Below are 13605 nucleotides of genomic sequence, written 5' to 3' on the forward strand. Positions count from 1 at the left end.
GCGAGTTCTTCTACCGCCTGCATTTCGACCTGCACTACATGCCCGCGATCTGGGGCCGCTGGATCGTCGGCTTCTGCGCGATGTTCATGCTGGTGGCGATCCTCAGCGGCATCGTCACGCACAAGCGCATCTTCAAGGACTTCTTCACCTTCCGGCCGAAGAAGGGCCAGCGCTCGTGGCTCGACGCGCACAACGCGACCGCGGTGCTCGCGCTGCCCTATCACGCGATGATCACGTACACGGGCCTGGTCACCCTGATGTTCATGTACATGCCCTGGGGCCCGCAGGCGGCCTACAAGGACAGCGGCGGCACGCAGACCTTCTTCTCCGAAGCCTTCGCGGGCGGCGTGCGCGAGCAGTTCAAGGCCGCGGGCCAGAAGGCGCCGATGGCACCGGTTGCGCCGATGCTCGCGCAGGCCTCCGCGCACTGGGGCGGCGCGCCGGTCGGCCGCCTCACCGTCAATTCGCCGAACGATGCCAATGCGACGGTCATCGTGCGCCGCGCCGAAGGGCCGCAACTGGGGTCCGAGCAACCGTCGATGGTCTTCAATGGCGTGACCGGTGCGCTGGTCGGTGCCTACGGCGACAGCATGCGGCCCGCCGTCGAGACGCGCAGCGTGCTCTACGGCCTGCACATCGGCCGCTTCGGCGATCCACTGCTGCGCGCGCTGTTCTTCGTCTCGGGCCTCGCGGGTTGCCTGATGGTCGCTACCGGCCTCCTGCTATGGGCCGTGAAGGAGCGCCAGAAGTTCGCGAAGCGGCTCAAGCAGGGCGGCCGCGTGAGCTTCGGCCTGCGGCTGGTCGACGGACTCAACCTCGGCGCGATCGCGGGCCTGCCGCTCGCGATGGCCGCCTTCTTCTGGGCCAACCGGCTGGTGCCGTTCGACACGGCCGACCGCGGCGCGGCCGAGATCGGCTGGTTCTTCGCGGTCTGGGGCGCGGCCGCGCTGTTGGGCCTCGCGCGGCCCACGCTGCGCATGTGGCAGGCGCAGCTCGCCGCGGGCGCGCTGCTGTTCGCGCTGCTGCCGGTGCTCAACGCCTTCACCGGCCCTGCGCCGCTCACGGTCAGCCTGCGCTCGGGACCGAGCGCCATCGCCGGCTTCGACCTGGTGTCGATCGCGCTGGGCCTGGGGCTCGCGGGCGCGGCCTGGATCGTGGAACGCAAGCGGCGCAAAGCCTCGAGCGCTTCGGCGAAGAAAGCCTCGAAGGCCGACCCCGCCGATGACGCGGTGGAATCGCCTTCGCTCGCCACCTCGGGCCAGGGATCGTGCTGAACGCCTTGCTGATCGCGACCGTGTTCGCCGCCTCGCTCGCGGGCTTCTGCGCGCTGGGCCTCGCGATGGACCGCCACAGCGAGGACGTCTTCGGCCGCGGCAGCACGCCCGGCCCATGGCGCCGCTGGCTGCAGCTCGGCGGCAGCGTGGCGCTGTGCCTGTCGCTCGTCGCCAGCCTGCGCGCCGCCGGCCATTCGATCGGCTGGGTGCTCTGGCTCGGCGCGCTCACGGCGGCCGCGCAGACGGTGGTGGGGCTGTTGAGCTATGCGCCGCGCCGCTTCCACTGGGTGGCGTCGGCGGCGGCGGCCATCGCGGTGCTGACGGGGCTCGGTTGCCTCGTGCTGGCCGCGCTGGGCGACTGAGTCCCTCTCACTCGCCGCGGCGCGTCGACGTGCCGCCGTGCAGCACCCCCTGCGTCATCGGCAGCGCCATGAAGTCGTGCGGAAACCCCAGCGCGATCGCGCTCGCCGCATCGAGCCGCCGCAGCGCCTCGGCATCGAGCTCGACCTCGAGCGCGCCCAGGTTGTCCTCGAACTGCGCGAAGGTGCGCGCGCCGATGATCGGCATCACCGTCGGCCCGCGCCGGTGCAGCAGCCAGGCCAGCGCGATCTGCGCGCTCGAGCGGCCCTGCTCCTTCGCGATCTGCGCCACCACGTCGGCGATGGCGAGCGCGCGTTCGGTGAGCGCGCCGTTGCCCACGGCCACGTCCTTGCGCGTGCCGGTCACGCGCGGGTCCGGTCCCTTCGCGTGGTCGAGGTCGGCGCGGCTGTACTTGCCGGTCAGCACGCCGCTGCCCAGCGGCGACCAGGCCATCACGCCGAGGCCGAGCTCTTGCGCCATCGGCAGCAGCTCGCGCTCCACGGTGCGCTCGATCAGGCTGTACTCGATCTGCAGCGCCACCAGCGGCGCCCAGCCGCGCAGCTCGGCCAGGGTCTGCATGCGCGCGACCTGCCAGGCGGGCGTGTCGGAGATGCCGGCGTAGAGCACCTTGCCCGCGCGCACGAGGTCGTCGAAGGCGCGCATCACTTCGTCGAAGGGCGTCAGGCCGTCCCAGATGTGCAGGTACAGCAGGTCGATGTAGTCGGTGCCCAGGCGCTTGAGGCTGGCCTCGACCGAGCGCACCATGTTGCGCCGGTGGTTGCCGCCGGCGTTGGGATTGCCGGGCTGCATGTTGAGCGTGTACTTGGTGGCCAGCACCACCGACTCGCGCCGGTCGGCGAGGAACTGGCCCAGCAGCCGTTCCGAACTGCCGTTGGTATAGAAGTTGGCGGTGTCGACGAAGTTGCCGCCGCGTTCGAGGTACGCGTCGAACATGCGGCGCGATTCGCCGGCGTCGGCCCCCCAGCCCCAGTCGCTGCCGAAGGTCATGGTGCCGAGCGAGATCGGGCTGACGCGCAGGCCCGAGCGGCCGAGGGTGAGATAGTCGTCGAGTTGCATGGGGTGTCCTTTCGAGGGGGAAGGCGCCGCGGTGCGCGAGCGCCATGGACTCGAATGTCGTTCCACCATTGCGTTGAAAAAAGGCCGCTGTGCTTGATGCTTTGTGAAGCCTCTCTTCATAATGACCGCATGTCCCCAGACCTTCTCCCCGCCATCGCCGCCTTCGCGCGCGTGGCCCATCACGGCAGCTTCACGCGCGCGGCCGAGGAACTCGGCGTCTCTCCCTCGGCGTTGTCGCAGACCGTGCGCACGCTTGAGGCCAAGCTCGGCGTGCGGCTGCTTGACCGCAGCACGCGCAGCGTCGGCGCGACCGAGCTGGGCCGGCAGTTCCTCGAGGGTGCGCGGCCCGCGCTCGCGGCGCTGGCGCAGGCAGTGGAGGGCATCGACGAGGCACGCGACAAGCCGGCGGGGCTGCTGCGCCTGAACGTGGCGCGGGTCTCGGCCGAACTGCTGCTCTATTCGCACTTCGGTGATTTCGCCGCGGCCTATCCCGACATCGTGCTCGAGCTGGTCTGCGACAACCGCATGGTCGACCTGGTCGAGGGCGGCTTCGATGCCGGCATCCGGCTCGGCGAGAGCCTGGCGCAGGACGTGGTGGCACTGCCGATCGCGGGGCCGCAGCGCATGGTGAGCTTCGCGGCGCCGCGCTACCTCGAGGGGCGGACGCCGCCGCGCACGCCCGAGGACCTGCGCGAGCACCGCTGCCTCAACTTCCGGCTCACCACCGGCGGGCTCTATCGCTGGGAGTACGCGCAGGACGGCCGCGAGCTCGACGTGGAGGTGGCGGGGCCGCTGATCGCCAACGACAGCGAGGTGCTGCTGGCGGCCGCGCGCGCCGGCGCGGGCATCGCGGTGGCCTTCGAGGGCACGGTGCGCGAGGACTTCGACAGCGGCCGGCTGGTGCCGCTGCTCGAGCCATGGTGGCCCACTTTTCCAGGCTTCTATCTCTACTACCCGAGCCGCGCGCAGATGCCGCGCAAGCTGCGGGTGTTCATCGATTTCCTGCGGGCGCGGCATGCGCCGCAGGCACCGCAGCGCGCGGCGCTCAGGCCCGCATCAACGCCTCGATCTCGTCCCCCTTCACCGGCACGCCGCGTGAAATGAGCTCGCAGCCGGTGGCCGTGACGATGGCGTCGTCTTCCGTGCGGATGCCGATGTTGTGGAACCGTTCGGGCACGCCGTCGGCCGGGCGCACGTAGATGCCGGGCTCGAGCGTGAGCACCATGCCGGGCTGCAGGATGCGGCTCGGACGGTTCTTGATGAGCTCGTTCGACAGCGGGTCCTTGCGCTCGCTGACCTCGCCGACCTGCGTGGGCTCGACGTAGCTGCCGCAGTCGTGCACGTCCATGCCGAGCCAGTGGCCGGTGCGGTGCATGTAGAACTGGAAGTAGGCGCGGCTGTCGATCACGTCGTCGAGGCCGCCGACCTTGTTGGCGTCGAGCAGGCCCAGATCGAGCATGCCCTGCGCGAGCACGCGCACGGCGGCGTCGTGCGGGTCGTTGAAGCGGTTGCCGGCCTTGGTGGCGGCGGCCGAGGCGTCCTGGCTCGCGAGCACGAGGTCGTACAGCGCGCGCTGCGGGCCGGTGAACCTGCCGTTGGCCGGAAAGGTGCGCGTGATGTCGCTGGCGTAGCCGTCGAGCTCGCAGCCGGCGTCGATCAGCACCAGCTCGCCGTCGCGCACGGGCGCCGCATCGGCGCGGTAATGCAACACGCAGGCGTTGGCGCCTGCCGCGACGATGGAACCGTAGGCCGGGTACTGCGAGCCGCCGAGGCGGAACTCGTGCAGCAGCTCGGCGTCGAGGTGGTACTCGCGCACGTCCTTGCCCTCGCGCAGCATGCGCGCCGACAGCTGCATCGCGCGGATGTGGGCGCGGGCGCTGATCTGCGCGGCGCGGCGCATGATGTCCTGCTCGTGCGCGTCCTTCACGAGGCGCATCTCGTCGAGCGGGCCGCACAGGTCGCGCTGCTCCTCGGGGCACAGCGCGCCGTAGCGCACGCGCGCGCGCACCGATTGCAGCCAGCCGTCGACGCGGGTTTCGAGGCCCTTGTGGGTGGCGAAGGGATACCAGACGACCGAGCGGTTCTCGAGCAGTTTGGGCAGCTTCGCATCGAGCTCGGTGACCGAGAAGGCTTCGTCGAGGCCGAGCGCCTCGGGCGCGGCGTCGGGGCCGAGCCGGTAGCCGTCCCAGATCTCGCGCTCCAGGTCCTTGGGCGCGCAGAACAGCGTGGCGCGGCCGTCGCCGCCGAGCACCAGCCAGGCATTGGGCTCGGTGAAGCCGGTCAGGTAGTAGAAGTAGCTGTCGTGGCGGAACAGGAAGTCGCTGTCGCGGTTGCGCTGGCGTTCGGGCGCGGTCGGGATGATCGCGATGCCGTCCTTGCCCAGTTGCGAGGCGAGGCGCGCGCGGCGCTCGGCGTAGATCTTCTTGGTGTCGGTGGTGGTCATCGCGTGGAGACTTCCTGTGAGACGGGCTGGCTACGAAGGCCGGTTGAGTTCGGCGAGGCGCTCGGGCGTTCCCACGTCGGTCCAGGGGCCGGTGTAGAGCTCGGCGCTCACCAGGCCATTGTCCATCGCCGCACGCAGGATCGGCGCCAGCGGGGCTTTGACGCCGCCGGGATTGCCGCAAGGGATGGCGCAGTACGGCGGCGCGAACAGCGCGGCGCGGTACAGGCCGATGGTCGAGAAGGTGTGGCGCGGGCCATCTGGCGTGTTGAGCGCGAGGCCCTCGGCCGAGAGGCCGAAGTCGCCCTTGGGGTTGTGCGCGGGATTGGGCACCAGCCACAGGTGCGCGAGCTTGCCGCTCGCCACGAAGCGCTCGACAGCGGCCTGGGTGAAGACGAAGCCGGGCGCGAACACGTCGCCCGCCGCGACCCAGAACGGATCGTCCAACAGCGGCAGCGCACGCACGATGCCGCCCGCGGTCTCGAGCGCGCCGCCGAAGTCTCGGGCCTCGTCGGAATATGAAATCGATAGCGCCATCTGGCCGCCCAGCAACGGTTTCGGGCCGAAGTGGCTGGATATCCGGTCGCCGAGCCAGGCCGTGTTGAGCACCAGCTCGGTGAAGCCGCCGGCCGCCAGCGCCTCCATCGGCCATTGCATCAGCGGCTTGCCGCGGACCTCGAGCAGGGGCTTGGGGGTGGTGTCGGTCAGCGGCCGCATGCGCTCGCCGCGACCGGCCGCGAGCACCATGGCCTTGGCCGCCACCGTCGCGTCCCGGCTCAAGCGCTGGCCGCCACGCGCCCGCGTTGCAGCTCGTTGCGTTCGCTGTGGCGCGGGCGGAACAGCGAGACCAGGCAGTCCATCAGCGCATGCGCCTTGGCCGAGTGGTCGCCGCCGAAGTTGCAGACGTAGACGTCGAGCGTGACGGCGCGCTGCTCGGGCCAGGTGTGCAGGCACAGGTGCGATTCGGCCAGCAGCACGGTGGCGGTGACGCCGCCCGGGCCGTGCGTGGTGGCCGGGAAGCCGTGGACCAGCTTGCCCACCGGCTGCAGCCCCGCGGCCGACACCGCCTTGAGGCAGACGGCGCCGAGCGCCTCGCCGTCGGTGAGCCACTGCGCGCCGCATTGGCAGTCGTGAAGGTCGGCGGTGAGGTGCAGCCCGTGCATATGTCCGCGACTTTAGTACATCGCCCATGAGGGAAAACGCGGGTCCGGCCGGCTGCGCAAAATAAGCGAAGAGGGGTGTCAGCAGGCTGTCGGTGCCGGTTCGGGCTCGCCCGGTAAAATCGCGGGTTCTCCCGAGTCCCTCCCACCCAACTCCCCCGAAAGTTCCCTGCCCATGGCCAACCAAGCCCTGATGGCCAACGCGATCCGCGCGTTGGCTATGGATGCCGTTCAACAAGCCAATTCCGGACATCCGGGCGCACCGATGGGGATGGCCGACATGGCCGTCGCGCTGTGGGGCGAGCACCTGCGCTACAACCCCGCCAACCCGCACTGGTTCGACCGCGACCGCTTCGTGCTGTCGAACGGCCACGCCTCGATGCTGCTGTACGCGGTGCTGCACCTGACCGGCTACGACCTGCCGATCGACGAGCTCAAGAACTTCCGCCAGCTGCACAGCAAGACCGCGGGCCACCCCGAGGTCGACGTGACCCCCGGCGTGGAAACCACCACCGGCCCGCTGGGCCAGGGCATCACCAATGCCGTGGGCTTCGCGCTGGCCGAGAAGCTGCTGGCCGCCGAGTTCAACCGCAAGAGCCACGACATCGTCGACCATCACACCTACGCCTTCCTGGGCGACGGCTGCATGATGGAAGGCATCAGCCACGAAGCCTGCGCGCTGGCGGGCGCCTGGCACCTCAACAAGCTGATCGCGCTGTACGACGACAACGGCATCAGCATCGACGGCCAGGTCAAGCCCTGGTTCATCGACAACACGGAAGAGCGCTTCAAGGCCTACGGCTGGAACGTCATCGGCCCGATCGACGGCAACGATGCCAAGGAAGTGTCGAAGGCCATCGCCAAGGCGAAGAAGGAAGAGTCGCGCCCCACGCTGATCGTCTGCAAGACCACCATCGGCAAGGGCAGCCCGAACCGCGCCGGCACCGCCAAGGCGCACGGCGAGGCGCTCGGCGCCGAAGAAATCAAGCTCACGCGCGAAGCCCTGGGCTGGACCGCGCCGGCCTTCGAGATCCCGACCGAGGTCTATGCCGACTGGAACCACAAGGACGAAGGCCACCGCCTCGAGACCGACTGGAACGAGCGCTTCGCCGCCTACGCCGTCGCCTACCCCGAGCTGGCCGGCGAGTTCACGCGCCGCATGAAGGGCGAGCTGCCCAAGGAATTCCACCAGGTCGCGTTCGACACCGTGGTCGCCGCGCACACCAAGGCCGAGACCGTGGCCAGCCGCAAGGCCAGCCAGCTCGCGCTGGAATCGTTCACGGCCGCGCTGCCCGAAATGCTCGGCGGCAGCGCCGACCTGACCGGCTCGAACCTCACCAACACCAAGAGCACCGCCGCGCTGCGCTTCGATCCGAAGACCGGCGCCGTGGTCATGAACGTGCCGGCGGTCGAGGCCAAGCCCGGCGCGGAAGACGAAGCCAAGTCCGAAGCGCCGGCCGAAGCCCCGCACGGCACCATCGGCCGCCACATCAACTACGGCGTGCGCGAGTTCGGCATGGCCGCGATCATGAACGGCGTGGCGCTGCATGGCGGCTACATCCCCTACGGCGGCACCTTCCTGACCTTCAGCGACTACAGCCGCAATGCGATCCGCATGGCCGCGCTGATGAAGCACCGCGTGATCCACGTGTTCACGCACGACTCCATCGGCCTGGGCGAAGACGGCCCGACGCACCAGTCGATCGAGCATGCCGCCTCGCTGCGCCTGATCCCCAACCTCGATGTCTGGCGTCCGGGCGACACCGCCGAAACCGCCGTGGCCTGGGCCGTGGCGCTGCAGAACCAGTCGCGCCCGACCGCGCTGCTGCTGAGCCGCCAGAACATCGCCTATGCGGCGAAGAGCGAACTCGGCGACATCAGCCGCGGCGCCTACGTGCTGTCCGAGCCCGAGAACGTCGGCCTGAAGAACAAGAAGACCGCGGCGGTCCTGATCGCCACCGGTTCCGAAGTGCAGCTCGCGCTGGCCGCGCAGAAGCTCCTGGCCGAGAAGAAGATCGCGGTGCGCGTGGTGTCGATGCCCTCGACCACCACCTTCGACCGCCAGGACCTGGCCTACAAGAAGGCCGTGCTGCCGAAGAAGCTGCCGCGCGTCGCGGTCGAGATGGGCTGCACCGACGGCTGGTGGAAGTACGGCTGCGCCGCGGTCGTCGGCATCGACACGTATGGCGAATCGGCGCCCGCGCCGGTGCTGTTCAAGCACTTCGGTTTCACGGCCGAGAACGTCGCCGCCACGGTCGAAGCGGCCCTGCGCGACTGAGCGCCGCGCGCCCCTCTTCCGGTCCGATCACAAGTTTTTCAACCTTAGGAGCAAGTCAGATGGCTATCAAACTCGGTATCAACGGCTTCGGCCGCATCGGCCGCAACGTGCTGCGCGCAGCCGTGCAGAACTTCAAGAACGAGATCGAAATCGTTGCCATCAACGACTTGCTCGAGCCCGACTACCTGGCCTACATGCTGCAGTACGACTCGGTGCACGGCCGCTTCAAGGGCGAGGTCACGGTCGAGGGCAACACGCTGATCGTGAACGGCAAGAAGATCCGCCTGACGCAGGAGCGCGACCCCGCGCAACTGAAGTGGAACGAGGTCGGCGCCGACATCGTGCTCGAGTCGACCGGCCTGTTCCTCACGAAGGAAACCGCGCAGAAGCACATCGACGCGGGCGCCAAGAAGGTGATCCTGTCGGCACCGTCGAAGGACGACACGCCGATGTTCGTCTACGGCGTGAACGACAAGAAGTACGCCGGCGAGGCCATCATCAGCAACGCCAGCTGCACCACCAACTGCCTGGCCCCGCTGGCCAAGGTGCTCAACGACAAGTGGGGCATCAAGCGCGGCCTGATGACCACCGTGCACGCCGCCACCGCCACGCAGAAGACCGTGGACGGCCCGAGCAACAAGGACTGGCGCGGCGGCCGCGGCATCCTGGAAAACATCATCCCGTCGTCGACGGGCGCGGCCAAGGCCGTGGGCGTGGTGATCCCCGAGCTCAACAAGAAGCTCACGGGCATGAGCTTCCGCGTGCCGACCTCCGACGTGTCGGTGGTCGACCTGACGGTCGAGCTGGTGAAGGAAGCCACGTACAAGGAAATCTGCGCCGAGATGAAGGCGCAGAGCGAAGGCGCGCTCAAGGGCGTGCTGGGCTACACGGAAGACAAGGTGGTGGCCACCGACTTCCGCGGCGACCCGCGCACCTCGATCTTCGACGCCGAAGCCGGCATCGCGCTCGACGGCACCTTCGTGAAGCTCGTGAGCTGGTACGACAACGAATGGGGCTACTCGAACAAGTGCCTCGAGATGGTGAAGGTCGTCTCGAAGTAAGCCTTCGAACTCGCCATGAAGAACGCGCTCCCAGGAGCGCGTTTTTTCTTTTTGGGGACGCTGCTTCAGCGAAGCTTCTCGTTGCGCCGTATCTCGCTCGCGAGCTGCCCCGCCATGCGCGCCGCGGCGCGGCGCGCGGCCAGGCCGAAGTCGCCCTTGTACTCGCCGAACTCGGCCGTGCCGTTGCCGACCGCGCGCACCCGCGTGACCTCGGCGCCCGCGGCATCGGTGACCACGCACTGCACCTCGGCGGTGAACGAGGTCGGCGGCCAGGCCAGCAGCGAGGTGGAGCTCGAGTCGGTCGTGATCTTCGGCGTGAACACCAGCGCGATGCCGGCCGCCTGGTTGGCCTTCACGTCGTTCGCGGTGCGCAGCACCACCACGTCGCGGTAGACGGAGCGCAGCGCGTCGCGCACCGGCTTCTCGAGGTCGCGGTAGGGGAAGTAGCTGACCTTGTCGCCGCTGCCGCCGGGCGTGACCACCTGGGTGTCGCGCTGGGCGTCGGTCATCACGTAGGCCACCTTCTTCTGCACCAGGTGCTGCAGCGAACGCGGTGGCGCCGGGTCCGTGACCATGGTGATCGGATGGGTGCAGGCCGCGAGCAACAGCGCGCCGAAGGCGAGGGCGGCGATGCCGGCGGCGCGCGTGCAGGACAAAGAGAACAGGGACATGGCGGCGCCTCGTGTCGTTGTCGTCATGGCCGGATCGCCGCTACGAACTGCGGGTCGGCATAGACCTGGCGCAGCAGCGCGCGCACCAGGCGCGGGTACTCGGCCTGGCCGGCCGGCACCGCCACCGCGGCGCCATAGCCCGATTCGAACTTGGTCTCGCCGCGGTAGGTGCGGCGCAGCCGCTGCGTGTCGCCGCGCGTGACCACGATCTCGACCTCCATGCGGCCGCCGCCGTTGAACACGCCGAGGTCGAGCTCGTTGAGCAGGATGCGCGCCGCGATGCGCGTGGGCGCCTTCGGGTCGAGCACCGAGATCTCGGCCAGGTCGCGCCGCATCGCCTCCTCGAGGTAGAGCGCGAAGCTGCCGTTGGGCGAGACCAGGCGCGTGCTGCGCATGCGCACGTTGTTGACCTTGTCCTCGGGATCGGTGGGCTGGGCGCGTGCCACCGCCACCATGCCGGGGCGCGTGGCCTCGAGGCGGTCGAGCGCCTCGTAGTCGGCCGCGTAGGGTGGCGCCATCAGCGGCGCGCAGCCGCTGGCCAGCAGCACGAGCGCGGCCAGCGCGGCGGGCACCGCGGTGGCGCGCGCGCACCGGCGCAGGCCTTGCGAACGGAAGATCGCCATGTCCGTGGTCCCCTCTCTGTGTCGTTGAACGGCTGCCGGCAAAGGTAGCAGCATCCCGTGCGCACGAATACAACGGAAAGGGGTAGGCGGCGAAGCAGAAAGAAGCGCCCGTCGGGCGCGCGGCCTCAGACCGGCTCGAGCACGTGGATCAGCTTGCTCTCGACCAGTGCCTTGGTCTTCTCGCCATGGGCCTTCATGTGCGGCGCGACCGCGTGGGCCTGCAGGTCGGCCAGCGTCTCCCACTTCTCGATCACGACGAAGGTGTCGGCGCCGAAGCTGGCCTTCGAGGGCGGGACGCCCTGTGCGTCGATGGTGGCGCCGTATTCGATGCAGCCCTTCTCGGCCAGCACCGCGGCACGGTTCTCGGCGAAGGCGGCGAGCAGTGCGGCGCGCTGGCCGGGCTTGGCGGTGAGGACGGCGACGACGTGAATCATGGGCGAGGGTCTCCTGGGGATGGGAAGAACGGGCCGGTGCGGCCGCGAACCTTCGAATCTAAGAGATTCCGCGCGGGCGTGCCGGGTGCGCTGGTCCGCTGGGCGACAAGGCCGAGGGCTTGTCCCTATCATCGCGCGCATGTTCTTCCCGCTGCCCCGCACCGCCACCGCGCCCTTCTGTCCGTCCGAGGTGAAAGGCAGTGTCGCGGTGCCGCAGGAGCTGTCCTTCGGCCGCAAGCTGCTGCGCTACGCGGGTCCGGGGCTGCTGGTGTCGGTGGGCTACATGGACCCGGGCAACTGGGCCACCGACATCGAGGCCGGCTCGCGCTTCGGCTACGGCCTGCTGTTCGTGGTGCTGCTCGCGAGCCTCGCGGCGATGTTGCTGCAGACCCTCTGCGTGCGGCTCGGGCTGATTGCGCAGAAGGACCTGGCGCGCGCCTGCCGCGAGCGCTATTCGCCGCGCGTCAACCGCTTCCTCTGGCTCGGCGCCGAGCTGGCCATCGTGGCCTGCGACCTGGCCGAGGTGCTCGGCAGCGCGCTCGCGCTGCACCTGCTGTTCGGCGTCTCGATCCCGGTGGGCATCCTCATCACCGCCTTCGACACCCTGCTGGTGCTGGGCCTGCAGGGCGCGGGCTTCCGGCGCGTGGAGGCGATCGTGCTCGGCCTGGTCGGCACCATCGCGGCCTGCTTCGTGGTCGAGCTCGCGATGGCGCCGCCCAACTGGTTCGGCGTGGCGGTCGGCTTCGTGCCGATGCTCGAGCGGCTGCACCAGCCGGGCGCGCTCTATCTCGCGATCGGCATCGTGGGCGCGACCGTGATGCCGCACAACCTCTACCTGCATTCGTCGATCGTGCAGACCCGGCTGGTAGCGCCGACCGAGCCCGCGCGGCGCGAGGCGGTGCGCTTCTGCACGCTCGACGCGGTGGTCTCGCTGTCGCTCGCGCTGCTGGTCAACGCGGCCATCATGGTGCTCGCGGCCAGCGCCTTCCACGGCACCGGCCACACGGCGGTGACCGAGATCGACGATGCCTACCGGCTGATCGAGCCGGTGGTGGGCAGCGCGCTGGCGGCCACGCTGTTCGGCGTGGCGCTGCTGGCCTCGGGGCAGAGCTCGACCTTCACCGGCACCATCGCGGGCCAGATCATCATGGAAGGCTTTCTCGACCTGAAGATCCCGTGCTGGCAGCGGCGCCTGATCACGCGCGCGCTGGCGCTGGTGCCGGCCTTCGTCGGCGTGTGGTGGTTCGGCGACGGCGGCGTGGGCAAGATGCTGGTGCTGAGCCAGGTGGTGCTGAGCTTCCAGCTGCCGTTCGCGATGTGGCCGCTGATCCGCTTCACGAGCGACCGCGCGCTGATGGGCGGCTTCGCGAACGGGCCGGTGGTGAAGTCGCTGGCCTGGCTGCTGTTCGCGGTGATCAGCGCGGCCAACGTGTGGCTGGTGGCATCGGTGGTGCTGGGCATCGGCTGAGCGCCGACCGTCGGTCGCGGATTTGCATCCGGTTACCCGGCGCGGCTTCGGGCGGTCATGCGAAGGCCCTAGCATCGGGCCCGTCGCATCACCCAGGAAGCCCCGCGCATGTTCATCGTGACCCTCACCTACATCCGCCCCCTCGAGGAGGTTGACGCGCTGATCGACGCGCACATGGTGTGGCTGCGGAAGCACTACGAGAGCGGGCTGTTCATCGCCTCGGGCCGCCAGGTGCCGCGCCGCGGCGGCGTGATCATCGCGCGCTCGGGCGACCGCGCCGCGCTCGAAGCGGTGCTGGCGCGCGACCCCTTCGTGCAGGGCGAAGTGGCGCGCGCCGAGGTGATCGAGTTCGTGCCGAGCATGACGGCGCTGGGCGCGGAGATGCTCAAGACCTTCTGAGTCTTCAGGGGGCCGGCTTGTCCTCGCGCCCGCCCGGGTGCCGCGCGAAGCGTGCCGGGTCGCGGCCATGCACCGGCGCCCCGTCGTCCCAGGGCCAGCCGCCGAACTGCGTGCGGCGGTAGTCGGCGAGGGTCTGGCTGATCTCGGCCTGCGTGTTCATCACGAAGGGCCCGTACTGCACCACCGGCTCGGCGATCGGGCGGCCCTGCAGCAGCAGGAACTCGGCCGTGTCGGCGTCGCCGTTGACGATCTCGACCGCGGTGCCGGCATGCAGCTCGATGGCCGCCGGCCCCTGCACCTCGCGACCCGCGATGCGCGCCTGCGCACCCTTGAAGAAGTACAGCATGCGCCGCGTGCCTG

15 protein-coding genes are annotated in these 13605 nt (G+C 69.6%); 7 read left to right on the forward strand and 8 right to left on the reverse strand.

Annotated elements, in window-relative coordinates:
* Both AC27VN_RS16895 and AC27VN_RS16900 read left to right on the forward strand, forming a co-directional pair.
* On the forward strand, window positions 1-1274 hold a 1274-nt coding region (locus AC27VN_RS16895; protein ID WP_490877273.1), incomplete at its 5' end, for a PepSY-associated TM helix domain-containing protein.
* Window positions 1268-1636 carry a DUF3325 domain-containing protein gene (locus AC27VN_RS16900; protein ID WP_490877274.1) on the forward strand — a complete coding sequence of 123 codons (369 nt, stop codon included), beginning with the start codon at window positions 1268-1270 and terminating at the stop codon, window positions 1634-1636. The genes AC27VN_RS16895 and AC27VN_RS16900, both read left to right, overlap by 7 nt.
* A gap of 7 nt (window positions 1637-1643) precedes the next feature.
* On the opposite strand, the gene AC27VN_RS16905 is transcribed toward AC27VN_RS16900, so the two are convergent.
* Window positions 1644-2711, reverse strand: a complete 1068-nt coding sequence (locus AC27VN_RS16905; RefSeq protein WP_490877275.1) for an aldo/keto reductase — start codon at window positions 2709-2711, stop codon at window positions 1644-1646.
* Window positions 2712-2840: 129 nt separating this feature from the next.
* On the opposite strand from AC27VN_RS16905, the gene AC27VN_RS16910 reads away from it, so the two are divergent.
* Window positions 2841-3815 carry a LysR family transcriptional regulator gene (locus AC27VN_RS16910; protein WP_490877276.1) on the forward strand — a complete coding sequence of 325 codons (975 nt, stop codon included), beginning with the start codon at window positions 2841-2843 and terminating at the stop codon, window positions 3813-3815.
* On the opposite strand, the gene AC27VN_RS16915 is transcribed toward AC27VN_RS16910, so the two are convergent.
* From AC27VN_RS16915 to speD, 3 genes are read right to left on the reverse strand one after another with little or no spacing between them, the layout of a single operon-like run.
* Window positions 3757-5154 (reverse strand): aminopeptidase P N-terminal domain-containing protein, encoded by a 1398-nt coding sequence (locus AC27VN_RS16915; protein WP_490877277.1) that lies wholly within the window; start codon window positions 5152-5154, stop codon window positions 3757-3759. The genes AC27VN_RS16910 and AC27VN_RS16915 overlap by 59 nt on opposite strands.
* 30 nt (window positions 5155-5184) lie before the next feature.
* Entirely contained in the window at window positions 5185-5898 is a 714-nt protein-coding gene (locus AC27VN_RS16920; RefSeq protein ID WP_490877281.1) for a nucleotidyltransferase family protein, read from the reverse strand.
* A 29-nt stretch (window positions 5899-5927) separates the two neighbouring features.
* Window positions 5928-6314 (reverse strand): adenosylmethionine decarboxylase, encoded by a 387-nt coding sequence (speD, locus tag AC27VN_RS16925; protein ID WP_093351640.1) that lies wholly within the window; start codon window positions 6312-6314, stop codon window positions 5928-5930.
* A gap of 172 nt (window positions 6315-6486) precedes the next feature.
* Here speD and AC27VN_RS16930 point away from each other — a divergent pair, with 172 nt between their 5' ends.
* Complete coding sequence (locus AC27VN_RS16930) at window positions 6487-8589, forward strand: transketolase family protein (RefSeq protein ID WP_296797218.1); 2103 nt, start codon at window positions 6487-6489, stop codon at window positions 8587-8589.
* 59 nt (window positions 8590-8648) lie between these two features.
* Complete coding sequence (gap, locus tag AC27VN_RS16935) at window positions 8649-9650, forward strand: type I glyceraldehyde-3-phosphate dehydrogenase (RefSeq protein WP_093351635.1); 1002 nt, start codon at window positions 8649-8651, stop codon at window positions 9648-9650.
* Window positions 9651-9715: 65 nt separating this feature from the next.
* Here the strand turns inward: gap and AC27VN_RS16940 are convergent, their stop codons facing one another.
* The 3 genes from AC27VN_RS16940 to AC27VN_RS16950 all read right to left on the reverse strand — a co-directional run bounded on the left by AC27VN_RS16940 (window position 9716) and on the right by AC27VN_RS16950 (window position 11378).
* Window positions 9716-10321: a hypothetical protein gene (locus AC27VN_RS16940; protein ID WP_490877278.1), complete on the reverse strand. Its 606-nt coding sequence runs from the start codon at window positions 10319-10321 to the stop codon at window positions 9716-9718.
* Window positions 10322-10344: 23 nt separating this feature from the next.
* Window positions 10345-10944 carry a hypothetical protein gene (locus AC27VN_RS16945; RefSeq protein ID WP_093351630.1) on the reverse strand — a complete coding sequence of 200 codons (600 nt, stop codon included), beginning with the start codon at window positions 10942-10944 and terminating at the stop codon, window positions 10345-10347.
* Between the two features lie 125 nt (window positions 10945-11069).
* Complete coding sequence (locus tag AC27VN_RS16950; protein ID WP_490877279.1) at window positions 11070-11378, reverse strand: putative quinol monooxygenase; 309 nt, start codon at window positions 11376-11378, stop codon at window positions 11070-11072.
* Window positions 11379-11517: 139 nt separating this feature from the next.
* Between AC27VN_RS16950 and AC27VN_RS16955 the strand changes: the two genes are divergently transcribed.
* Entirely contained in the window at window positions 11518-12846 is a 1329-nt protein-coding gene (locus tag AC27VN_RS16955; protein WP_093351627.1) for an Nramp family divalent metal transporter, read from the forward strand.
* 108 nt (window positions 12847-12954) lie between these two features.
* Window positions 12955-13245 (forward strand): YciI family protein, encoded by a 291-nt coding sequence (locus AC27VN_RS16960; protein ID WP_057593253.1) that lies wholly within the window; start codon window positions 12955-12957, stop codon window positions 13243-13245.
* A 4-nt stretch (window positions 13246-13249) separates the two neighbouring features.
* Here the strand turns inward: AC27VN_RS16960 and AC27VN_RS16965 are convergent.
* Window positions 13250-13605 (reverse strand): pirin-like C-terminal cupin domain-containing protein (locus AC27VN_RS16965; protein ID WP_490877280.1); only part of this gene is annotated, 356 nt, incomplete at its 5' end.

The sequence above is a fragment of the Variovorax sp. 20P10.2.4 genome (assembly GCF_058244205.1).

Bases quoted from the DNA above. Each gene is read 5' to 3' on its own strand.
- AC27VN_RS16905 (WP_490877275.1), bottom strand. From the start codon at position 2,711: ATGCAACTCGACGACTATCTCACCCTCGGCCGCTCGGGCCTGCGCGTC.
- AC27VN_RS16910 (WP_490877276.1), top strand. From the start codon at position 2,841: ATGTCCCCAGACCTTCTCCCCGCCATCGCCGCCTTCGCGCGCGTGGCC.
- AC27VN_RS16915 (WP_490877277.1), bottom strand. From the start codon at position 5,154: ATGACCACCACCGACACCAAGAAGATCTACGCCGAGCGCCGCGCGCGC.
- AC27VN_RS16920 (WP_490877281.1), bottom strand. From the start codon at position 5,898: ATGGTGCTCGCGGCCGGTCGCGGCGAGCGCATGCGGCCGCTGACCGAC.
- speD (WP_093351640.1), bottom strand. From the start codon at position 6,314: ATGCACGGGCTGCACCTCACCGCCGACCTTCACGACTGCCAATGCGGC.
- AC27VN_RS16930 (WP_296797218.1), top strand. From the start codon at position 6,487: ATGGCCAACCAAGCCCTGATGGCCAACGCGATCCGCGCGTTGGCTATG.
- gap (WP_093351635.1), top strand. From the start codon at position 8,649: ATGGCTATCAAACTCGGTATCAACGGCTTCGGCCGCATCGGCCGCAAC.
- AC27VN_RS16940 (WP_490877278.1), bottom strand. From the start codon at position 10,321: ATGTCCCTGTTCTCTTTGTCCTGCACGCGCGCCGCCGGCATCGCCGCC.
- AC27VN_RS16945 (WP_093351630.1), bottom strand. From the start codon at position 10,944: ATGGCGATCTTCCGTTCGCAAGGCCTGCGCCGGTGCGCGCGCGCCACC.
- AC27VN_RS16950 (WP_490877279.1), bottom strand. From the start codon at position 11,378: ATGATTCACGTCGTCGCCGTCCTCACCGCCAAGCCCGGCCAGCGCGCC.
- AC27VN_RS16955 (WP_093351627.1), top strand. From the start codon at position 11,518: ATGTTCTTCCCGCTGCCCCGCACCGCCACCGCGCCCTTCTGTCCGTCC.
- AC27VN_RS16960 (WP_057593253.1), top strand. From the start codon at position 12,955: ATGTTCATCGTGACCCTCACCTACATCCGCCCCCTCGAGGAGGTTGAC.